19 protein-coding genes are annotated in these 21,783 nt (G+C 56.8%); 14 read left to right on the forward strand and 5 right to left on the reverse strand.

All coding sequences use genetic code 11. The annotated features are described in order from the left end of the window. Window positions 1-86 precede the first annotated feature (86 nt). The 6 genes from pabC to ptsG all read left to right on the forward strand — a co-directional run bounded on the left by pabC (window position 87) and on the right by ptsG (window position 6,090). Complete coding sequence (gene pabC, locus BMF08_RS13995; protein WP_072568164.1) at window positions 87-902, forward strand: aminodeoxychorismate lyase; 816 nt, start codon at window positions 87-89, stop codon at window positions 900-902. After that, entirely contained in the window at window positions 899-1,921 is a 1,023-nt protein-coding gene (gene yceG / locus BMF08_RS14000; RefSeq protein WP_072568165.1) for a cell division protein YceG, read from the forward strand. Before pabC ends, yceG begins: the two co-directional genes overlap by 4 nt. After that, window positions 1,911-2,552 (forward strand): dTMP kinase, encoded by a 642-nt coding sequence (tmk, locus tag BMF08_RS14005; RefSeq protein ID WP_072568166.1) that lies wholly within the window; start codon window positions 1,911-1,913, stop codon window positions 2,550-2,552. Before yceG ends, tmk begins: the two co-directional genes overlap by 11 nt. Further along, window positions 2,549-3,553 (forward strand): DNA polymerase III subunit delta', encoded by a 1,005-nt coding sequence (gene holB, locus BMF08_RS14010; RefSeq protein ID WP_072568167.1) that lies wholly within the window; start codon window positions 2,549-2,551, stop codon window positions 3,551-3,553. The genes tmk and holB overlap by 4 nt, the downstream gene beginning before the upstream one ends. A gap of 10 nt (window positions 3,554-3,563) precedes the next feature. After that, entirely contained in the window at window positions 3,564-4,358 is a 795-nt protein-coding gene (locus tag BMF08_RS14015; protein WP_072568168.1) for a metal-dependent hydrolase, read from the forward strand. 298 nt (window positions 4,359-4,656) lie between these two features. Next, window positions 4,657-6,090, forward strand: coding sequence for a PTS glucose transporter subunit IIBC (gene ptsG / locus BMF08_RS14020; RefSeq protein ID WP_072568169.1), 1,434 nt, complete (start codon window positions 4,657-4,659; stop codon window positions 6,088-6,090). 269 nt (window positions 6,091-6,359) lie between these two features. On the opposite strand, the gene fhuE is transcribed toward ptsG, so the two are convergent. Then, on the reverse strand, window positions 6,360-8,555 hold the full coding sequence (gene fhuE / locus BMF08_RS14025) for a ferric-rhodotorulic acid/ferric-coprogen receptor FhuE (protein WP_072569432.1): 2,196 nt from the start codon (window positions 8,553-8,555) through the stop codon (window positions 6,360-6,362). 305 nt (window positions 8,556-8,860) lie between these two features. On the opposite strand from fhuE, the gene hinT reads away from it, so the two are divergent. From hinT to BMF08_RS14065, 8 genes are all read left to right on the forward strand, one after another. Next, entirely contained in the window at window positions 8,861-9,220 is a 360-nt protein-coding gene (gene hinT / locus BMF08_RS14030; protein ID WP_072568170.1) for a purine nucleoside phosphoramidase, read from the forward strand. A gap of 1 nt (window position 9,221) precedes the next feature. Then, entirely contained in the window at window positions 9,222-9,596 is a 375-nt protein-coding gene (locus tag BMF08_RS14035) for a YcfL family protein (RefSeq protein ID WP_072568171.1), read from the forward strand. A gap of 12 nt (window positions 9,597-9,608) precedes the next feature. Next, a complete protein-coding gene (lpoB, locus tag BMF08_RS14040; protein ID WP_072568172.1) occupies window positions 9,609-10,253 on the forward strand; it encodes a penicillin-binding protein activator LpoB in 645 nt (214 codons plus the stop codon). After that, window positions 10,240-11,052 carry a thiamine kinase gene (thiK, locus tag BMF08_RS14045; RefSeq protein WP_072568173.1) on the forward strand — a complete coding sequence of 271 codons (813 nt, stop codon included), beginning with the start codon at window positions 10,240-10,242 and terminating at the stop codon, window positions 11,050-11,052. The genes lpoB and thiK overlap by 14 nt, the downstream gene beginning before the upstream one ends. Before the next feature lie 11 nt (window positions 11,053-11,063). Continuing rightward, window positions 11,064-12,089, forward strand: coding sequence for a beta-N-acetylhexosaminidase (nagZ, locus tag BMF08_RS14050; RefSeq protein ID WP_072568174.1), 1,026 nt, complete (start codon window positions 11,064-11,066; stop codon window positions 12,087-12,089). Between the two features lie 33 nt (window positions 12,090-12,122). Then, a complete protein-coding gene (gene ycfP / locus BMF08_RS14055; protein WP_072568175.1) occupies window positions 12,123-12,665 on the forward strand; it encodes an alpha/beta hydrolase YcfP in 543 nt (180 codons plus the stop codon). A gap of 237 nt (window positions 12,666-12,902) precedes the next feature. Then, window positions 12,903-14,207, forward strand: a complete 1,305-nt coding sequence (locus BMF08_RS14060) for an NAD(P)/FAD-dependent oxidoreductase (protein WP_072568176.1) — start codon at window positions 12,903-12,905, stop codon at window positions 14,205-14,207. 186 nt (window positions 14,208-14,393) lie between these two features. Further along, a complete protein-coding gene (locus BMF08_RS14065) occupies window positions 14,394-14,933 on the forward strand; it encodes a glycine zipper 2TM domain-containing protein (RefSeq protein WP_072568177.1) in 540 nt (179 codons plus the stop codon). Between the two features lie 414 nt (window positions 14,934-15,347). Here the strand turns inward: BMF08_RS14065 and BMF08_RS14075 are convergent, their stop codons facing one another. The 4 genes from BMF08_RS14075 to BMF08_RS14090 all read right to left on the reverse strand — a co-directional run bounded on the left by BMF08_RS14075 (window position 15,348) and on the right by BMF08_RS14090 (window position 21,775). Then, window positions 15,348-15,983 (reverse strand): TetR/AcrR family transcriptional regulator, encoded by a 636-nt coding sequence (locus BMF08_RS14075; protein WP_072568179.1) that lies wholly within the window; start codon window positions 15,981-15,983, stop codon window positions 15,348-15,350. Between the two features lie 58 nt (window positions 15,984-16,041). Beyond that, entirely contained in the window at window positions 16,042-17,010 is a 969-nt protein-coding gene (gene ldtC / locus BMF08_RS14080) for a L,D-transpeptidase LdtC (RefSeq protein ID WP_072568180.1), read from the reverse strand. Between the two features lie 137 nt (window positions 17,011-17,147). Then, a complete protein-coding gene (mfd, locus tag BMF08_RS14085) occupies window positions 17,148-20,594 on the reverse strand; it encodes a transcription-repair coupling factor (RefSeq protein ID WP_072568181.1) in 3,447 nt (1,148 codons plus the stop codon). A gap of 107 nt (window positions 20,595-20,701) precedes the next feature. Further along, window positions 20,702-21,775: an acyltransferase family protein gene (locus BMF08_RS14090; RefSeq protein ID WP_072568182.1), complete on the reverse strand. Its 1,074-nt coding sequence runs from the start codon at window positions 21,773-21,775 to the stop codon at window positions 20,702-20,704. Between the last annotated feature and the right edge of the window lie 8 nt (window positions 21,776-21,783).

Here is a 21,783-nt window from a genome sequence, read left to right on the forward strand (position 1 = left end):
CCTTTGTTATTTCCATTTCAGCTTTCTCCGCTTGTCCTTCTTCTTTCATCCTGCCAGACTGGCGTGCCATGCAAACAGGAGCCGCTATGTTCTTGATAAATGGACGTGAACAAGACTCGCTTGCCGCGAACGACCGCGCTATCCAGTTTGGCGACGGCTGCTTTACCACAGCCCGGATCCGCCAGGCTGAAGTCCAGCTATTACCGGCCCATATTCGTCGTCTGCGTGAAGCCTGTGAGCGGCTGATGCTGCCATTTACTGACTGGCAGGTACTGGAAGCCGAGATGCGCCATCTGGCGCACGGCCATCAACAGGGCGTACTGAAGGTTATGCTTACGCGCGGCGCGGGCGGACGCGGATATAGCGCTGCCGCCTGTCATGCGCCGACGCGCCTGCTGTCCGTGTCCCCCCTGCCTGCACACTATGATCGCTGGCGGGAGGAGGGCATCAGGCTCGCCTTAAGCCCGGTGCGTCTCGGGCGCAATCCTCATCTGGCGGGTATCAAACATCTCAACCGGCTGGAGCAGGTGTTGATCCGTACTCATCTTGAGCAGACGACCGCCGACGAAGCGCTGGTTCTTGACAGCGACGGGTTCATTACGGAATGCTGTGCCGCGAATCTGTTCTGGCGAAAAGGCAATGACGTCTTTACCCCGAATCTGGATCACGCAGGCGTGAACGGTATTATGCGCCAGCACTGTATTGCGCAGCTGGCGGCGTCACCCTTTCGTGTGGTGGAAGTCCATGCGGCAGAAGAAGCCCTGGCAGATGCCGACGAAGTGCTCATCTGTAATGCGTTAATGCCGGTTATTGCGGTTCGTGCATATGGCGAACGGACGTGGACGTCACGCACGCTGTATCAATTTTTAGCCCCACTTTGTGAGCATTCGATTTCGTCATGAAGAAACTGTTTCGGTTCGTGCTGATCCTCGCGGTGATCCTGGTTATCGCTGCGGGTGCGGGTCTGTGGAAAGTCCGCCAGATGGCGAACAGCCCGATCCTTGTAAAAGAAGAGACTATTTTCACTCTGAAAGCTGGCACGGGCCGCATCGCCCTTGGCGATCAGCTGCATGCTGAGAAGATCATTAATCGCCCGCGCGTCTTTCAGTGGTTATTACGCGTGGAGCCGGATCTGTCGCACTTCAAGGCCGGGACCTATCGCCTGACGCCGAAAATGACCGTGCGCGACATGCTGTTGCTGCTGGAAAGCGGCAAAGAAGCGCAGTTCCCGCTGCGTCTGGTGGAAGGCATGCGCCTGAGCGATTATCTTCGCCAGCTGCGTAACGCGCCCTATATCAGGCACACGCTGAAGGACGACAGTTATCAGACCGTCGCCGCTGCGCTCAAGTTCGACAACCCGGAATGGGTGGAAGGCTGGTTCTGGCCGGACACCTGGATGTATACCGCCAATACCACGGATATTGCGTTGCTGAAGCGCGCGCATCAGAAAATGGTGGCGGCAGTGGACAGCGCCTGGGAAGGGCGGATGGAAGGACTGCCCTACGCGGATAAAAATCAGCTGGTCACCATGGCGTCCATCATTGAAAAAGAGACGGCGGTCGCCAGCGAGCGGGACCGCGTCGCCTCGGTGTTTATCAACCGCCTGCGCATTGGCATGCGTCTGCAAACCGATCCGACGGTGATTTACGGCATGGGTGAAAAATATAACGGTAAACTGTCGCGCAGCGATCTTGAGACGCCAACCGCGTACAATACCTATACCATCACCGGATTGCCGCCTGGCCCCATCGCCACGCCAGGCGAAGCCTCATTGAAGGCCGCCGCGCATCCGGCCAAAACGCCGTATCTCTATTTTGTGGCTGACGGTAAGGGAGGGCATACCTTCAACACCAATCTCGCCAGCCATAACCGTTCAGTGCAGGACTATCTGAAAGTATTAAAGGAAAAAAATGGGCAGTAAATACATCGTTATTGAAGGTCTCGAAGGTGCAGGGAAAACCACGGCGCGCAACGTCGTGGTGGAAACCCTGGAGCAACTTGGCATCGGCGAGATGATCTTCACCCGCGAGCCGGGCGGCACCCAGCTGGCCGAAAAACTGCGCAGTCTGGTGCTGGATATTAAATCGGTCGGCGATGAGATCATTAACGATAAAGCCGAAGTGCTGATGTTTTACGCCGCCAGGGTGCAGCTGGTGGAAACGGTGATCAAACCGGCGCTGGATCGCGGCTGCTGGGTGATTGGCGACCGTCACGATCTCTCCACCCAGGCCTATCAGGGCGGCGGACGGGGCATTGATAACGCAATGCTCGCCACGCTACGCGACGCGGTGCTGGGGAGTTTCCGCCCGGATTTAACGCTGTATCTCGACGTCACGCCGGAAGTGGGCCTGAAACGCGCCCGCGCCCGCGGTGAACTGGATCGCATCGAGCAGGAGTCGCTGGATTTCTTTAACCGTACCCGTGCGCGCTACCTTGAGCTGGCGGCGCAGGACGCAAGCATTAAAACCATCGATGCCACGCAATCTCTGGACGATGTGATCCGCGATATCCGCCACACCGTGACCAGCTGGGTGCGGGAGCAGGGCGCATGAAATGGTATCCATGGCTACGCCCGGACTTTGAGCAACTGATTGCCAGCTATCAGACCGGACGCGGACACCATGCGTTATTGATCCATGCGCTGCCCGGCATGGGGGAAGATGCGCTGATCTACGCCATCACCCGCTATCTGATGTGCCAGCAGCCGGTGGAGCACAAAAGCTGTGGCCAGTGTCGCGGCTGTCAGTTAATGCAGGCGGGCACCCATCCGGACTATTACGCCCTGACGCCGGAAAAAGGCAAAGCGTCGCTGGGTATTGATGCGGTGCGCGATGTCAGTGAAAAGCTCTATGAGCACGCCCGGCTGGGCGGCGCGAAAGTGGTGTGGATCAGCGACGCGGCGCTGCTCACCGATGCGGCTGCTAACGCCCTGCTGAAAACGCTCGAAGAGCCACCGGCGAACACCTGGTTTTTCCTCGCCTGCCGCGAACCTGCGCGCCTGCTCGCCACCCTGCGCAGCCGCTGCCGTATTCATCATTTATCCCCGCCGTCAGAAAGCTACGCCAGCGCCTGGCTGGCGCGGGAAACCACCGCCAGCCCTGAGGCCAGCCTTGCGGCGCTGCGTTTATGCGGCGGTGCGCCGGGTGCGGCAGCGCAACTGTTACAGACTGAAAGCGCCGCCCAGCGGCAGACGCTCTGTACCGCGGTAAATACCGCGCTGGACAGCGCCGACTGGCTCTCTCTGCTGGGCGTGCTTAATCACGATCAGGTGGCGGAGCGCCTGCACTGGCTGGCCTCGCTGCTGATGGACGCGCTGAAAATGCAGCAGGGCGCGACCCTGCTGACCAACGTCGACGCGCAGCCGTTAGTTCACCGTCTGGCGCAGCATCTGCCGACGGCGCGCCTGCAGGCGATCCTCACGGCGGTATTTCAGTGTCGCGGGCAGTTGCTGGACGTCACCGGCATAAATCGCGAACTGCTGTTAACCGATCTACTCTTATGCTGGGAGCACTATCTGCAACCGGGCACCGTGCTTCCTGTATCCCACTTCTGAAAGAGATCTTATGTTTTTAGTTGACTCACATTGCCATCTTGATGGCCTGGATTATCAATCCCTGCATAAAGACGTTGATGATGTGCTGGCGAAAGCCGCCGCGCGCGACGTGAAATTTTGTCTGGCGGTCGCCACTACGCTGCCGGGTTACCGTGCCATGCGTGATCTGGTGGGCGAGCGCGATAACGTGGTCTTCTCCTGCGGCGTGCATCCGCTGAATCAGGACGAGGCTTATGAAGTGGAAACCCTGCGTCAGTGGGCGGCGGAGGAGGGCGTGGTGGCGATGGGCGAGACGGGTCTCGACTATTTCTACACCCCGGAAACCAAAACGCAGCAGCAGGAATCCTTCCGCAACCACATCCGTATTGGGCGCGAGCTGAACAAGCCGGTGATCGTCCATACGCGCGATGCCCGCGAAGATACGCTGGCTATTCTGCGCGAAGAAAAGGTGACGGATTGCGGGGGTGTACTACACTGCTTCACTGAAGACAAAGAAACAGCCGGTAAATTGTTGGACATGGGCTTCTATATCTCATTTTCCGGGATTGTCACTTTCCGTAACGCGGAGCAGCTCAGAGATGCCGCGCGTTACATACCGCTCGACAGGCTGCTGGTGGAAACGGATTCGCCGTATCTGGCCCCGGTTCCCCATCGTGGTAAAGAAAACCAGCCTGCGATGACCCGCGATGTCGCGGAGTACATGGCGGTACTGAAAGGTGTTCCGGTTGAAGAACTGGCGCAACAAACGACACAAAACTTTGCCAGACTCTTCCATATCGACCCTGCCCGCCTGCAATTTTCCTGATCGCACAGTTTTTTTAAAGCTCGTAATTAATAGGCTTTGCGAGTAAAGTTCACCGCCTCAAACGGGGCGGTGACACTCTTTTTTGACACATTCAGACAAGACTTTTGTAAAATAGTGCAAGTTTTAAGAACGGTCCTGGCTGAAACGTGATAGCCGTCAAACAATGTTACGCTGATTTATTTTACTCTGCGTAATAAATAAAGGGCGCTTAGATGTCCCGTCCAGGGCGCGGTTCTCCCCCCGCGCCAATGCGTGAAAACGTAAAAAAAAGCACAAATACTCAGGAGCACTCTCAATTATGTTTAAGAATGCATTTGCTAACCTGCAGAAGGTCGGTAAATCACTGATGCTGCCAGTATCCGTACTGCCTATCGCAGGTATCCTGCTGGGCGTCGGTTCGGCAAACTTCAGCTGGCTGCCAGAAGTTGTTTCCCATGTCATGGCTGAAGCGGGCGGTTCCGTTTTTGCTAACATGCCGCTGATCTTCGCTATCGGTGTTGCGCTGGGCTTCACCAATAACGACGGCGTTTCTGCGCTGGCCTCTGTGGTCGCTTACGGCATCATGGTGAAAACCATGGCGGTGGTAGCGCCGCTGGTGCTGCATTTACCTGCTGAAGAAATCGCGGCTAAACACCTGGCGGATACCGGTGTTCTGGGCGGGATCATCTCCGGTGCGATAGCGGCCTACATGTTTAACCGCTTCTACCGTATCAAGCTCCCTGAATATCTGGGCTTCTTTGCGGGCAAGCGCTTCGTGCCGATCATCTCTGGTCTGGCTGCGATCGTAATGGGCATCGTGCTGTCCTTCATCTGGCCGCCAATCGGTACCGCTATTCAGACCTTCTCTCAGTGGGCTGCTTATCAGAACCCGGTCGTGGCGTTCGGTATCTACGGCTTCATTGAGCGCTGCCTGGTGCCGTTCGGTCTGCACCACATCTGGAACGTTCCTTTCCAGATGCAGATTGGTGAATACACCAACGCCGCAGGTCAGGTATTCCACGGTGACATTCCGCGCTACATGGCAGGCGACCCGACTGCGGGTAAACTGTCCGGCGGCTTCCTGTTCAAAATGTACGGTCTGCCGGCTGCAGCAATCGCGATCTGGCACTCAGCGAAACCTGAGAACCGTGCGAAAGTGGGCGGTATCATGATCTCCGCTGCGCTGACCTCGTTCCTGACCGGTATCACCGAGCCAATCGAATTCTCCTTCATGTTCGTGGCGCCGGTGCTGTACGCAATCCATGCGGTACTGGCTGGTCTGGCCTTCCCGATCTGTATCCTGCTGGGTATGCGTGACGGTACGTCCTTCTCCCACGGTCTGATCGACTTCGTGGTACTGAGCGGCAACGGCAGCAACCTGTGGCTGTTCCCGGTTGTGGGTCTGTGCTACGCGGCGGTGTACTACACCGTGTTCCGTGTGCTGATTAAAGCGCTGGATCTGAAAACCCCGGGTCGTGAAGACGCAACCGAAGACGCAAAAGCGACCGGCACCAGCGAAATGGCTCCGGCTCTGGTATCGGCTTTCGGCGGTAAAGATAACATCACTAACCTGGATGCCTGCATTACACGTCTGCGTGTAAGCGTGGCTGACGTTGCTAAAGTGGATCAGGCTGGCCTGAAGAAACTGGGCGCGGCAGGTGTGGTGGTTGCAGGTTCCGGCGTTCAGGCAATTTTCGGTACCAAATCCGATAACCTGAAAACCGAGATGGATGAATACATCCGCAACCACTAAGAAATAGTCTGGGGAGACTGAGGGAGCCGAATGGCTCCCTTTTTTACGTCTGGTGAATGTGAAGCCGGGTGGCGCTTCGCTGACGCTGGCCTGGGGACTGGGATTGTGCCGGGTGGCGCTTCGCTTACGCCGGCCTACATACCGGGAACTGTGCCGGGTGGCGCTTCGCTTACACCGGCCTACATACCGGGACCGGCCTACATTTATGGGGTTTGGTTACTGTAGGCCCGGCAAGCTTGCGCCGCCGGGCAAGTCATTTACGCGGAGTATCAGAAGCTGTAGTTCGCGCTAACCGAGAAGTTACGCGGCTCGCCGAACACATAGGTGCGGCTGTTGACGTTGGTTTCGTAGGTTTTATCGAACAGGTTATCCAGATTCGCCTGCACCGAAAGCGCTTTGGTCACGTGATAACGGGCGAACAGATCCACCAGCGCGTAGCTGCCTTGTTCTGAACGCAGCGTGCCGCTGGCAACAGGTACATCAGCCCATGTGTGGTTCTGCCAGTTCACGCCACCGCCGACCGTCAGGTCCTGCAGCATCGGCAGGCGATAGCTGGTGAACATTTTCACCGATGTGCGCGGCAGATCTGAGTTTACCGCGACACCTTCGCTGTCTTCCGCCACATAACGCGTTGCGCCGAAGGACATCTGCCAGTTGTCCGTCAGTGCGCCGTTCACTTCAAATTCAACGCCGCGGCTGACGGTACCATTCGCTTCACGATATGCGGTTTCCCCGTTGCTGCCGGGAACCACGCCGCCTGTGGACTGCGCCAGATGATCCTGCTCAATGCGGAATACTGCCAGCGAAGTCGTCAGGCGGCTGTTCATCCAGTCAGCTTTCACACCCGCTTCGTAGTTGTTACCGGTGATCGGCGACAGGTATTTACCCTGACTATCACGTTGCGTCTGCGGCTGGAAAATCGAGGTATAGCTGGCATAGGTGGACCAGGTATCGTTGATGTCAAACACCACGCCCGCATACGGCGAAGTATTGTTCTTCTCCAGATCCTGGGTCAGGGTATGCAGCGTGTAATTGGTATAGCGCGCGCCCATAATGAGGTGCAGCGGATCCGCCAGCGAAATGCGGGTCGCCATATACGCGGATTTCTGACGCACCGTATCTTCCTGCGCGAGGCTCAACGGCGACCAGTCGGTTTCCGGGAAGTTACCGGTATAATCGCTGTAGTTGCCTAACTGCGTATCGCCGATGTTCTCCCACGAGCTGTAATAGATATTGTGCTGTTTAGTGTAATTGGTGCCCACCATCAGCTCATGCTGACGACCAAAGAGTTCGTAATTGCCGTTAGCAAAGGTATCGATGGCATCCACTTTACGCTTGCCGGTGTTGTAGCCGGTGCCGCCAACAAAGGGATAGGACGCGCCATACGGGCTGACCATCAGGCCGGTGGTTTTATCAACCTGGCCGTCCAGATACAGCGCCTTGCTGTCGAGCTCAGTTTCGGTATGCGTACCGTTTACCGTAAGCTGCCAGTTATCGCCCAGCTTTTGCTTCAGAGTGACAAAAGTACGCTGCGTTTCGGTATCGCTGTAGGCCCAGTCAGGCGCCGTACTGTCGCTGCGATCGGCCTTGATTTTGCTGCCGTCGGTATACCAGCGCGGCAGGCCGCCCCAGGTCTGATGGTCAGTGTTGTTTTCCTGATAATCGTAACCCACGGAGAACGCCGTGGCGTCAGTGAGATCGGCATCCAGCACGCCGTAGAAGAATTTTTTCTTCTGACCGTAATGATCCAGCCAGCTGTCCTTATCCTGATAGCCCGCCACCATACGACCACGGATGTTACCGTTTTCGGTAAGCGGGGTGGAGAGATCCGCCACGTAACGTTGCTTGTTCCAGCTGCCGTACTCTGCGCTGACGTTGGTGGTGAATTCACGGCTGTCAGCGTGCTTACGCACCATATTAATCGCCGCAGAAGGGTTGCCGGAACCGGTCGTCAGACCATTCGCGCCGCGCACCACTTCAATACGCTCATACATAGCGGTATCCGACATCGCATCGCCCAGGTTCCAGCGGGATTCAAACAGCGTCGGAATGCCATCGACCATATAGTTGTCGATCAGAAAACCGCGGGAATAGAAGGTGCTGCGATCGGAATCCGCCACGCTCTCAGAAATACCGATGGTATTTTTCAGCACGTCGCCCAGCGACTCCAGCTTCTGATCTTTCATCCGCTGTTCGCTGACCAGCGTCACCGACTGCGGAATATCGCGCTGAACCAGCAGCATTTTGGTGCCGGAGGCGGTGGTTTTAACGCTGTAATCTTCACTTTCTGTGGCTGCCGTCGTGCCTGAGGACGAACCATCGACAACCAGCGTATCTTCCGGCGCTGCCGTGGTGGCCGCAAAGCCCGCCGCTGGCGTCAGTGCAAAAGCAATACAAACCGCCAGCAGTGACGGATGAGTGGCAGGCGGACGTTGTCCGTCCCTGGCGTGAACGGTGAAAGACATCATTAACCCTTCTGAGTGTTGGTCATAAAGCACCCCGTCAATACGTTGTCGGCGCGGTGCAGGATAGTTAATTATTCAGTTATGAAACGCGCATGGAAATGCAAATGCGAAATATACGCATTACAGTTCACCCTGTAAACAGATGTAATATTTATTAATGAAACCCGGTTTTACTCAGCACGATGAACAGGGGGATGACATAAGCTTTCGGCAGGGTAAGAAAATGAGGTTTATAGTTGAAACATCAGGAGATTGTCACTCATACTCTCTGGCAATATTATGCAGTCATAAAGAAGGAAGACGACATGGCAGAAGAAACTATTTTCAGTAAAATTATTCGTCGCGAAATTCCGTCGGATATTGTCTGGCAGGATGAGCTGGTCACCGCGTTCCGCGACATTTCCCCACAGGCTCCTGTACACATTTTGATTGTGCCGAATATTCTGATCCCGACCATCAACGACGCCACCGAAGCCCATGAGCAAGCGCTGGGCCGCATGATGACCGTCGCGGCGAAAATCGCAAAGCAGGAAGGCATTGCCGAGGACGGTTACCGCCTGATCATGAACTGCAATCGTCATGGCGGCCAGGAGGTCTATCATATTCACCTGCATCTGGTCGGGGGCCATGCCCTGGGTCCTATGCTGTCTCACAAAGGCCGCTAAGATGACCAAAGGGCGTACTGCCGTATTACTGGCGGCGATTTTACTTGCCGGATGCAGCGCAAAACCGGCGATCCCGGTCAGCGATGAGCAAACGCTGGTGATGGAGTCAACCGTCCTCGCGGCGGGGATCTCCGCCGAAAAACCGGAATTATCCCGCTCGGAAATTCAGTCTTCTGCGTCCTCAACTCTCTACAATGAAAGAAACGTGCCGGTAACGGTTAACTATCGTTTTTACTGGTATGACGCCAGAGGCCTTGAAATGCATCCGCTGGAAGCGCCGCGAACCGTCACTGTGCCTGCACACGCATCGGTGACGCTTTATGGCAGCGCCAACTACCTGGGCGCACATAAAGTGCGGCTCTATCTCTATTTATAAGGGGTGATTTGAATGAGAATGATGGGACGTTACGCCCTGCTTGCCACACTGGCATTGATCCTGACCGGCTGTCAGATTAATCAGGAACAACCCGCGCCGGTCGACCAGGCGACGCCGGTACCGGAACAACCGACCACGCCGCAGCAACCGCTGCCGACCGTGCCGTCAGTACCGACCATCCCGTCACAGCCAGGGCCGATTGAGCATCAGGACGAAACCGTGCAGCCGACGCCGCGCGTACGTCACTACGACTGGTCCGGCGCGATTTCGCCGATGGTCAGCAAAATGCTGCAGGCGAGCGGCGCGGCAGGCGGCAGCGTGCTGCTGGTGGACAGCGTCAATAACCGCACCAACGGCTCGCTCAATACCGGCGAAGGCACCGATGCGCTGCGCAATGCGCTGGCGAACAACGGCAAATTCACGCTGGTATCCGCGCAGCAGCTGGGCGTCGCCAAACAGCAATTGGGGTTATCCCCGCAGGACAGTCTCGGCACCCGCAGCAAAGCCATCGGCATCGCCCGTAACGTTGGCGCGCAGTATGTACTCTATTCCAGCGCCAGCGGCAACGTTAACGCCCCGACCCTGCAAATGCAGCTGATGCTGGTACAGACTGGCGAGATCGTCTGGTCAGGTAAAGGCAGCGTTGCACAACAATAAACCTGAGCGTGACGCTATTCTGTCACGCTATTTTCCGCAGTTTACGCCCGCCGCAGATCAGACAACGTCCGGTCTGTCCGGCGGGAGTATCATTATTGAACGCGGGCAGCAGCGTCTGGTGCTCCGTTTCCGTCACGCGGCCACCCCCGCCGCGCCTTTTCTGCGTCAGTATCATGTCCTGAAACGTCTCCCTGTTTCGCTTGCGCCACAGCCGCTGCGTTACGGTGAAGGCTGGATGGCCGTCGATTTTCTGCGCGGTGAGGTAAAAACTGCGCTACCGGCTACCGATGCGCTGGCAGAGGTGTTGTATCATCTGCACCAGCAGCCCTGTTTTGGCTGGCGCATTACGCTGCTGCCGCTGCTTGAAGGCTACTGGCAACAGGCCGCGCCCGCGCGACGCACGCCGTTCTGGTTGCGGCAACTGAAAAGGCTGCGCAAACAGAGGGAGCCGCGCGTGCTGCGGCTGGCGCCGCTGCATATGGATGTCCACGCGGGCAATCTGGTGCACAGTGCGCAGGGGCTGCGGCTGATCGACTGGGAGTACGCGGGAGATGGCGATATCGCCCTTGAGCTGGCCTCAGTGTGGATGGATGACGCCGCGCGACAGGGGCTGGTGGCGGATTATGCCCGCCGGGCCAGCATCGATCCCATCATGTTACAGCGGCAGGTGCGGCGCTGGCGGCCCTGGGTGATGATGCTGATGGCGGGCTGGTACGAGTACCGCTGGCAACAGACGGGCGAACAACAATTTATAACGCTGGCCGATGAAATATGGCGCCAGTTGCAGACTAAAGGATAAGAGAGGTCAGTGTGGGTCCGGTAATGTTAGATGTTGAAGGCTATGAGCTGGATGCCGAAGAGCGCGAAATTCTGGCGCATCCGCTGGTGGGCGGTTTGATCCTGTTTACCCGCAATTATCACGATCCCGCCCAATTGCGCGAGCTGGTGCGCCAGATCCGCGAGGCGTCACATCACCGACTGGTGGTGGCGGTGGATCAGGAAGGCGGGCGCGTGCAGCGCTTTAAAGAGGGTTTCACGCGACTGCCCGCGGCACAGTCCTTCGCCGCGCTGCTGGGAACAACCGAGGGCGGCAGGCTGGCGGAAGAGGCTGGCTGGCTGATGGCAAGCGAGATGATCGCCATGGACATCGACATCAGCTTTGCGCCGGTGCTGGATGTGGGACATATCAGCGCGGCCATTGGCGAACGCTCGTACCATGCCGATCCGGCTACCGCGCTGGCAATGGCGACCCGTTTTATCGACGGTATGCACAGCGCCGGAATGAAGACCACCGGCAAGCATTTTCCGGGACATGGCGCGGTAAGCGCAGATTCCCACAAAGAGACGCCGCGCGATCCCCGTGATGAAGCGGAGATCCGCGCCAAAGACATGTCCGTTTTCCGCTCGCTGATTACGGATAACAAGCTTGACGCCATCATGCCGGCGCATGTGATTTACAGCGAGGCGGATCCGCGTCCGGCAAGCGGTTCACCCTACTGGCTGAAAACCGTGCTGCGCGGCGAGCTGGGCTTTAACGGCGTGATCTTCTCCGACGACCTGTCGATGGAAGGGGCGGCGATTATGGGCAGCTATGCGGAGCGCGGGCAGGCGTCGCTGGATGCCGGCTGCGATATGATCCTGGTTTGTAATAATCGTAAAGGCGCGGTCAGTGTTCTGGATAACCTGTCGCCGATCAAAGCAGAACGTGTTACAGAGTTGTATCATAAAGGTTCATTTACGCGTCAGGAATTGATGTCATCCGCGAAGTGGAAAACGGTCAGCGCCGCGCTGGAACAGCTGCACGAACGCTGGCAGGAACATAAAACGGCGCATTAATCCATCGGTGCGTTGCAGTGTGGTGAGGGCACAATGATCATCTATTTACACGGTTTTGACTCGAACAGTCCGGGTAATCACGAGAAAGTATTGCAGCTTCAGTTTATCGATCCGGATGTGCGGCTGCTGAGCTACAGCACCCGCCATCCGCGGCATGATATGCAGCACCTGCTGAAAGAAGTGGATAAAATGTTGCAGCTTAATGTCGATGAGCGTCCGCTGATCTGCGGCGTCGGGCTGGGCGGTTTCTGGGCCGAGCGTATCGGCTTTCTGTGCGATATCCGGCAGGTGATGTTTAACCCGAATCTGTGGCCGCAGGAGAATATGGAAGGCAAAATCGACCGTCCTGAAGAGTACGCCGATATTGCCACCAAATGCGTGACTAATTTTCGCGAAAAAAACCGCGACCGCTGTCTGGCGATCCTGTCCCGCCGGGACGAGGCGCTCGACAGCCAGCGTTCGGCGGCATTGCTGCAACCTTTTTACGAAATCGTCTGGGATGAAGAGCAGACGCATAAGTTTAAGAATATCTCCCCGCATTTGCAGCGCATCAAAGCCTTTAAAACCCTCGGTTAATCCGGCGTACATTCTTAAAAGTCAGCTTAATCGCTGACTTTTTTTTCCTTTACTGCGGATCACGCTTATCTTTTAAGCAGCAAAACTTGATGTACATCAATTTTGGTATGACCAATGCACCGAACATGCTATTCTCGTTACCGGTAAGGCGTTTTCCTGCTGGTAACTTGTTGTTAAATAAAACTTATTTTTATAACTTTTACTTAACAATTGGTTAATAATTTTAAGGGGGTCACCTTGACTACACCATTGAAAAAGATCGTGATTGTGGGCGGCGGTGCAGGCGGCCTTGAGCTGGCCACTCAACTGGGTAAAAAGCTCGGACGCGGTAAAAAAGCGAAAATCACGCTCATCGACCGTAACCACAGCCACCTGTGGAAGCCGCTGCTGCACGAAGTGGCGACCGGCTCGCTGGACGAAGGCGTGGATGCGCTGAGTTACCTGGCGCACGCGCGTAACCATCACTTCCAGTTCCAGCTTGGCTCCGTGATGGATATCAATCGCGAAAGTAAAACCCTGACGCTGGCTGAACTGCGCGACGAGAAGGGCGATCTGCTGGTGCCGGAACGTAAAATCGCTTACGACACCCTGGTGATGGCGTTGGGCAGCACCTCCAATGATTTCAACACGCCGGGCGTAAAAGAGCACTGTATCTTCCTCGACAACCCGCACCAGGCCCGTCGTTTCCATCAGGAAATGCTTAACCTGTTTCTGAAATACTCCGCCAACCTCGGTGCCAGCGGCAAGGTCAACATTGCCATTGTCGGCGGCGGCGCGACCGGCGTTGAACTGTCAGCAGAGCTGCATAATGCGGTGAAACAGCTGCACAGCTACGGTTACAAAGGGCTGAGCAACGAGGCGCTGAACGTGACGCTGGTGGAAGCGGGCGAGCGTATTCTGCCTGCGTTGCCGCCGCGTATTTCCAGCGCCGCGCACAACGAACTGACTAAAATGGGCGTACGCGTCCTGACGCAGACCATGGTCACAAGCGCCGACAGCGAAGGGCTGCACACCAAAGACGGCGAACATATCAAAGCTGATCTGATGGTGTGGGCGGCAGGGATCAAAGCGCCGGACTTTATGAAAGAGATTGGTGGCCTCGAAACCAACCGCATTAATCAGCTGGTGGTTGAGCAGACCCTGCAAACCACCCGCGACCCGGACATTTTCGCCATCGGCGACTGCGCCTCCTGCGCCCGTCCGGAAGGGGGCTTTGTGCCGCCGCGCGCTCAGGCTGCTCACCAGATGGCGACCTGCGCGCTGCACAACATTCTGGCGCAGATGAAGGGCAAGTCGCTGAAAGAGTATGTCTATAAAGATCATGGCTCGCTGGTGTCGCTGTCGAACTTCTCCACCGTCGGCAGTCTGATGGGTAACCTGATGCGCGGCTCGATGATGATTGAAGGCCGCATGGCGCGCTTTGTATACATCTCGCTGTACCGTATGCACCAGGTGGCGCTGCATGGCTATTTCAAAACCGGCCTGATGATGGTGGTCGGCAGTATTAACCGGGTGATCCGCCCGCGTCTGAAGCTGCACTGACAGACCATGCCCCGCTTCGCGGCGGGCGTTCAGCATATCCTTCTGCCCGACAGGGCTATGTGGTCAGACTTCTCTGAATCACCGCATTTCCCCGCACAATACCCCGCAAACTTCCTGAATTCTGATTGGCGTACGCTGCCTTTGATTGCAAAATTGTTACCAATAGCAAAAAAGGGAGATGATCCTGTGAATAAATCAATGTTAGCGGGTATAGGAATTGGTGTGGCCGCTGCTCTGGGTGTGGCAGCGGTTGCAGGCCTTGATGTCTTCAAAAGCGGCCCACAATATGCGCAGGTCGTCTCAGCCACACCAATCAAAGAAACGGTTAAAACGCCGCGTAAAGAGTGCCGTAACGTGACGGTAACGCATCGTCGCCCCGTGCAGGATGAAAATCGCCTGACAGGGTCGGTGCTGGGCGCTGTCGCAGGCGGCGTGATTGGTCACCAGTTTGGCGGCGGTCGCGGTAAAGATGTGGCAACTGTTGTCGGCGCGCTGGGCGGCGGCTATGCCGGTAATCAGATCCAGGGGTCACTACAGGATAATGACACCTACACCAGCACGCAGCAGCGTTGTAAAACCGTGTATGAAAAATCGGAAAAAATGCTCGGTTACGACGTCACCTACAAAATTGGTGACCAGCAGGGAAAAATTCGTATGGATAACGATCCCGGCACGCAAATTCCGCTGGATGGCAATGGCCAGCTGATCCTGAACAACAAAGCGTAAAAAAGAAGTTCTGCATTAATTGACTCCCCAATCGCTCAGGCTGGGGAGTCCTTTTTTATTTCTGCCTTATACCGCAGTATCGCGACTCTGCTTCACCAGCAGACCTGCCGTAATCAATACCGAGACGAAAGCGAAAAGCACTGAACTGCCGCACAACAACCACAGACTAAACAACAATGTAATTACTATTAGCACTTTGAGTAATGGTAATAGCAAAACCATTTCATTTTCCTTCTGCATGTGAACAGCCATAAATCGCGTCTTCATGACCTGCAAGCGTCTCCCGTTGTGATACTGCTAATCATTAGCAGAAAAATAATCACAATAAGAATAGCAAAGCGAAGCGGAAAACAGAAAGGCCTGACCTATTGCTGCAAAAGGTCAGGCCAATCAAACGAAAGAAGGGGATTACAGTCAGGATTTCAGCAATTCAGGCCACAGTCGCAGGGTGGTGTGGGTGATTTGCAGCAGTTTTTCCATGCAGGCGCCTTCACGCGCGCTCACGGACATGCCCTGCAGAATACAGCTCAGAAACTGTGCCAGCGCGACCACATCGCGGTTGGCCGGGATCTCGCCCCGCGCCTGTCGCTGCTGTAAAAACTTCAACAGCGTCTGCTCCTGGAGGGCGTGGCGGGATTTGATCGTCCGGGCGATTTCGTTTGAGGAGGCGGCGAGCGTCGCGGAGGTGTTTATCATAAAGCAGCCCGCCGGGGTATCCTTGCTGGTAAAGCAGGTGGCGACAGAGGTGAAGTAGTCCCGCAGCGCCTGCTCCAGGGGTTTTTCCTCGCACAACAGTTGCGCGTCATGCTGCGCCGTGAAGCGAGCGATATAGCGATCGAGCACGGCGCGGAACAGCCCCTCTTTGTTCGTGAACTCTGCATACAGCGTCGGCGCTTTGGCGCCTGTCGCCTCAACCAGATCCGCTAACGAGGTGGCCTCATACCCGTGCTGCCAGAATAGCGTCATGGCTTTATCAAGCGCGGCGTCCCGGTCGAAGGTTTTCGGTCGGCCACGGCTTTTTTTAGTACCGCAGGTCACGTCGTTGGTCATAGCGCCGCCTGAATAATGATGTTTGTTGAACGATCATTATAAAAATTACCGGCAGGCATTACAAACTTTGCGCAACCTCCTGATGTTCCGTGACATCTACCGGCATTCCGGAACGAACCTGCATCACTTCATCCATCAGCGCGGTATTCGTTTGCGCATCGGCTTTAAAGGATTCCATTGCGCTGCTCAGTACAATTGGCTGGGTTTTCGGATCGTCGTTAATGGATTTAGACAGCGGCTGATGCACCTCCACCAGGCGACGGCCGTCCGGCTCGACAGAGGCCTTGATCGGCGTATTGATGATGTTCACTCTGGTGCCCGGCGTGACCTTTTTAAACAGCGTGGCGATATCGCCATCCCGCAGACGGATACAGCCGGAGCTGACGCGCATGCCGATGCCAAAATCTGCGTTAGTGCCGTGGATCAGGTACACACCGCCGTAGGCCGCCAGACGTATGGCATGATGCCCCATTGGGTTATCCGGGCCTGCCGGCACCACCGCAGGCAGATCGATACCCTGCGCTTTATAGCGGGCGCGAATATTCGCGGTCGGCGTCCAGGTCGGATTTGCGCGTTTGTCCGATACGGTAGTCACCATGGTGGGCGTTAAGGTATCGCCTCCCAGCTGGCCGATGCCGATAGGGTAGATCGTCACTTCGCTTTTACCCGGAGGGTAATAGTAAAGACGCAGCTCGGCAAGGTTAATAACAATACCCTCGCGCGGTACGTCCGGCAGCAGGGTTTGCAGCGGAATGGTCAGTACGCTGCCCGCGCGGGGGACGTAAGGATCGACGCCGGGGTTCGCCTGTAACAGCGCAAGGAATCCGACATTGTATTTTTTGGCAATCGCTTCCAGCGAGCCGCCATCGTTTTCCACGAGATGGAAGCGGTTTTCACCGACCACCCGGCTTCCCGCCGCGGGCAGCGGCCAGGTATTGGCCTGAGCGGGAAGGGCGAGCGCCAGAGTCGAGGCAACGGCAATAAAAGCCAGCCAACGGGCAAAACGCGAGGTTTTCATTAGTATCATCACCCACAGGTATATTCAGGTTATTGTTATTCAACATAAACCTTAATTATGGATGGTGGGCGTGTCGGGAAATGCAGGGGAAGTGCAAAGAGTTTGTAAAGGCTGGCGCACCGCCTGAAGACGGCGCGCCAGTGAGATCAGGCGACGGCGTTTTCTGCCAGTTTCTGCATAAACTGACGCACCCACTCGATACGGGTTTTCCGCTCGCCGAGATCCTGGAAGAACTTCAGTCGTGTCGGCCCGTCGAGGCGGAAATGCTGCGGCTGCTTTTGCAGCAAACCAATCAGCCACACCGGATCCACATGATTCTTCTCGGCGAACTCAATAGTGCCGCCTTTGTCGTTACCTTCGATCTTGCGAATGCCCAGGTGCTGCGCCTGTTGACGCAGTAACGCCACCTCAAGCAGGGTACGCGCCGGATCCGGCAGCAGGCCGAAGCGATCGATCATCTCCACCTTAATTTCATCCAGCTCGTTCTCACTTTTCGCACTGGCCACCCGTTTGTAGAACGACAGGCGCGTATTCACGTCAGGAATGTAATCATCCGGGATCAGCGCCGGCATACGCAGTTCCACTTCCGTCTGCTGGCTGGTGAGATCTTCCAGAGAAGGCTCGCGCCCGGCTTTCAGCGCATCGACCGCGTTTTCCAGCATCTCCATGTACAGCGAGAAGCCGATGGTTTCCATCTGACCGCTCTGATCTTCCCCGAGCAGCTCCCCGGCGCCGCGGATCTCCAGATCGTGGGTCGCCAGCGCAAAGCCCGCCCCCAGATCTTCCAGCGAGGCAATGGCTTCGAGGCGTTTCTGCGCATCGGTGGTCATGGCTTTCGGATGCGGCGTCAGCAGCCACGCATAGGCCTGATGATGCGAACGCCCGACGCGCCCGCGCAGCTGGTGCAGCTGCGCCAGGCCAAAATGATCGGCCCGCTCGATGATGATAGTGTTGGCGGTGGGAATGTCGATCCCGGTTTCGATTATGGTGGTGCACACCAGCACGTTAAAACGCTGGTGATGGAAATCATTCATTACGCGCTCCAGCTCGCGCTCGCGCATCTGTCCGTGACCGATTGTGATACGCGCTTCCGGTACCAGATTTGCCAGACGTTGCGCCGCCTTCTGAATGTTTTCCACATCGTTATAAAGATAATACACCTGGCCGCCACGCAGGATCTCACGCAGCATGGCTTCACGTACCACCAGATCGTCATACTCGCGCACGAAGGTTTTCACCGCCAGACGACGGGCGGGCGGGGTGGCGATAATCGACAGATCGCGCATGCCGCTCATCGCCATATTCAGCGTGCGCGGGATCGGCGTCGCGGTCAGCGTCAGAATATCGACGTCGGCGCGCATCGCTTTAATGCGTTCTTTATGGCGCACGCCAAAGCGGTGCTCTTCATCGACGATAAGCAGTCCCAGGTCACGCATCTTCACATCGCTTTGCAGCAGCTTGTGCGTGCCGACCAGAATATCAATTTTACCCTCGGCGACCTGCTCCAGGATCTGCGCCTGCTCTTTGGCGCTGCGGAAGCGGGAGAGCATCTCAATGCGCACCGGCCAGTTGGCGAAGCGGTCGCGGAAGTTATCATAGTGCTGTTGCGCCAGCAGGGTGGTCGGCACCAGCACGGCCACCTGCTTGTGGTTTTCCACCGCAAGGAAGGCGGCGCGCATCGCCACTTCGGTTTTGCCAAAGCCCACGTCGCCGCACACCAGACGATCCATCGCCAGCGGCTGAGACATATCGCTGAGCACCGCATTGATCGCCTGCGCCTGATCCGGCGTGGTTTCAAAGGGGAAACCTTCGCAGAACAGCTGATACTGTTCACGATCGTGTTTGAACGCGAAACCGCTTTTCGCCGCGCGCTGGGCGTAAATATCCAGCAGTTCCGCCGCCACATCGCGGACTTTCTCCGCCGCTTTCTGCCGCGCCCGTGACCAGGCATCGCTGCCAAGTTTATGCAGCGGGGCATTATCTTCAGCGCCACCGGCGTAGCGGCTAATCAGATGCAGGGACGAAACCGGCACATAGAGTTTGGCGTCACCGGCATAGGTGAGCATCAGGTATTCGCCCTTGATGCCGCCAGCTTCCAGGGTGGTCATTCCCGCATAGCGTCCGACACCGTGCTCCAGATGGACAACCGGCTGGCCGGGATGCAGTTCGGCGAGGTTACGGATCAGCGTATCCGGGTTAATGGTGCGGCGATTATCCTGGCGGCGACGGGACACGCGCTCGCCCAGCAGATCGCCTTCACAGATCAAGGCCCGGTTGCGCAGGGTGTCGATAAAGCCGCGCTCCGCCGCGCCAATGATCAGATAACGCCCGTTACCGGTCGCTTCATCCAGACGCTGAATGCGCTTCGGCGCGATCTTGATGCGTGCCAGCAGTTCGCCTAACGCCTCGCGACGCCCCTCGCTTTCCACCGAGAACACTACCGGGCCGCTGAAGGATTCGATAAATTTACGCAACGCGTCGAGCGGCGATTTCTGCTGCGCCTGCACCGCCAGATCCGGCAGCGTCTGATAGCCCAGATTGGTGTTGGCGGCTTTGTCAGCCAGCTTGTCGGTTTTCAGCTGAATGCGCGGCCAGCCTTTCAGCGCGCCGAACAGTTCGTCAGCGCGCAGCCACAGGCGGGACGGCGGCAGCAGCGGTCGCATCGGATCGACGCCGCGGTTTTCATAGCGCGCCTGGGTGTCGTTCTGGAAACGCTCCGCGCTGCTTTCCAGATCGCCGGTATTCACAATCAGCGTATTCGCCGGGAAATAGCTGAACAGCGCCGGCAGCGGCTCGCTGAAGAACAGCGGCTGCCAGTATTCAATACCGGTCGGCAGGGTGCCTTTGCTCACCTGCTGATAGATGTGCTCCGCATCGCGCTTCACGTCAAAATTATCGCGCCACTGGCTGCGGAACAGCTCGATGGCAGCTTTATCCGTGGGGAATTCGTGGGCAGGCAGCAGATTGATGGCCTCCACTTCCTCCAGCGTGCGCTGCGTGTCGGCGTCAAACAGACGCAGACTGTCGATTTCATCATCAAAGAAATCAATACGGTAAGGCTGCTCGCTGCCCATCGGATAGAGATCCAGCAGCGCGCCGCGGGTGGCATATTCACCGTGCGCCATCACCTGATCGACATGCCGGTAACCCGCGTTATCCAGCTGCGCGCGCAGCGCATCCCGTGACAGCCGCTGGCCTTTGTTCATCACCAGCGCGTGACCGTGCAGGAAGCTGTGCGGGCAAACGCGCTGCATCAGGGTGTTGACCGGCATGATCAGCACGCCGCGCTGCATGGCGGGAAGCTGGTACAGCGTCGACAGGCGCGATGAGATGATTTCCTGATGCGGCGAGAAGCTGTCGTAGGGCAGCGTTTCCCAGTCGGCCAGATTCATCACCAGATGATCGGTAAACTGCCTGATTTCATCGTGCAGACGCAGCGCGTTTTGCATATCGGGCGCGATCAGTACCACCGGGCCGGTATGACGTTCAACGATTTCAGCCACTTCGGTGGCACAGGCGCTGCCAGTAAGTTCGCCCAGCTGACGCTGGTCGCCCGCTCTGGAGGGCAGGGCATAACGGAATTGTTCAGGCATAGCGGATGTCATGATCTCTTAAGGGTACGCCCCCGATATGGGGGCATGCCACTGAAACACAATGCAGTTTATTATCCTCGATCATGCCATTTTAGCAAAGGCAACCGTCACCGGGCGGCTACTGCCGGACGTAAATCCACCGGCGGTGAGAAGAACAGATCGCCAAACAGACGCGTCGAGAGTTTGCGCACCAGCAGTCCCGCCGCGGTGCAAATCAGCAGACTGATAAAGGGATACACCAGCAGCAGCGCCAGTTCCACCATTGGCGGCAGCCGCGCCTGATTAAGCAGCGGGATCAGCGCCAGGCTGAAGCCTTCAATCAGAATACGGTGAGTGGTGTAAATAGCGATAGTATTAGAACCCACTACATTAAGCAGATTGTTTTCACCCGGCGGGAATCGCTGCTCCAGCTGCAAAAACAGCTTCATGATCAGCACAATGGAGAACAGTGACAGCAGCAGCGGCACGTTTTTAAACCACAGCAGCACCGACGCCACCAGAGCGATCCCCAGCCACAGCGCATAGCGGCGCAGCGGCACGTTTTTAATGATGTCCATCACCGCCACGCCATACCACGCGCCCAGGCTGTAATAGATCATATTGCGCGCCACGCTGTTCAGCCCCCACCAGGGCAGCGGCAGGAAATTAATGGCGACGGAGAGGATAACCAGTAAGCCCATTACCGGCGCTTTCCAGCGTTGCAGCGCCTTGCAGAGCACGAAATAGACCAGCAGCGCATACAGATACCACAGGCTGGTGCTGGCAGTAAGCATACCGTGCAGGAAGCCGGTAAAGGATCCGGCATAGGCGGCGTTGGCGGTGGCGCTGAGATCCCGCTCCGGCGCCAGCCAGTCGTTTAACGCGCCAATCGCCAGCCACTGCACCACGCCCCACAGCGCCAGCACATAGAAAATACTCCACAGCCGTTTATCGATGCAGCCTTCCCACTGCACCTCTTCCACATACCGGCGGATCAGGTAGCCGGAGATAAAGAAAAACACCGGCATACGGAAGGGGGCGAGGTACAAATTAAAATAGATCCAGCACTTGGACAGGGTCTCCGACAGCGGATGTTGCAGCCCTTCCAGGTGCGGATAAAACGTAATTACCGAGTGGTAAATCACCACCAGACAGATACACAACCCTTTGATCTGGTTAATCCATACTGCTTTTTGTTTCATGCTTACCA

The organism is Enterobacter sp. SA187 (assembly GCF_001888805.2).
In the GTDB taxonomy this organism is placed as follows: Bacteria; Pseudomonadota; Gammaproteobacteria; order Enterobacterales; family Enterobacteriaceae; genus Enterobacter_D.

Coding starts and splice junctions, on each gene's coding strand:
- BMF08_RS14090 (WP_072568182.1), bottom strand. CDS start 21,775: ATGAAACAAAAAGCAGTATGGATTAACCAGATCAAAGGGTTGTGTATC.
- yceG (WP_072568165.1), top strand. CDS start 899: ATGAAGAAACTGTTTCGGTTCGTGCTGATCCTCGCGGTGATCCTGGTT.
- BMF08_RS14035 (WP_072568171.1), top strand. CDS start 9,222: ATGACCAAAGGGCGTACTGCCGTATTACTGGCGGCGATTTTACTTGCC.
- ptsG (WP_072568169.1), top strand. CDS start 4,657: ATGTTTAAGAATGCATTTGCTAACCTGCAGAAGGTCGGTAAATCACTG.
- holB (WP_072568167.1), top strand. CDS start 2,549: ATGAAATGGTATCCATGGCTACGCCCGGACTTTGAGCAACTGATTGCC.
- mfd (WP_072568181.1), bottom strand. CDS start 20,594: ATGCCTGAACAATTCCGTTATGCCCTGCCCTCCAGAGCGGGCGACCAG.
- BMF08_RS14015 (WP_072568168.1), top strand. CDS start 3,564: ATGTTTTTAGTTGACTCACATTGCCATCTTGATGGCCTGGATTATCAA.
- BMF08_RS14075 (WP_072568179.1), bottom strand. CDS start 15,983: ATGACCAACGACGTGACCTGCGGTACTAAAAAAAGCCGTGGCCGACCG.
- ldtC (WP_072568180.1), bottom strand. CDS start 17,010: ATGATACTAATGAAAACCTCGCGTTTTGCCCGTTGGCTGGCTTTTATT.
- tmk (WP_072568166.1), top strand. CDS start 1,911: ATGGGCAGTAAATACATCGTTATTGAAGGTCTCGAAGGTGCAGGGAAA.
- ycfP (WP_072568175.1), top strand. CDS start 12,123: ATGATCATCTATTTACACGGTTTTGACTCGAACAGTCCGGGTAATCAC.
- pabC (WP_072568164.1), top strand. CDS start 87: ATGTTCTTGATAAATGGACGTGAACAAGACTCGCTTGCCGCGAACGAC.
- fhuE (WP_072569432.1), bottom strand. CDS start 8,555: ATGTCTTTCACCGTTCACGCCAGGGACGGACAACGTCCGCCTGCCACT.
- hinT (WP_072568170.1), top strand. CDS start 8,861: ATGGCAGAAGAAACTATTTTCAGTAAAATTATTCGTCGCGAAATTCCG.
- lpoB (WP_072568172.1), top strand. CDS start 9,609: ATGAGAATGATGGGACGTTACGCCCTGCTTGCCACACTGGCATTGATC.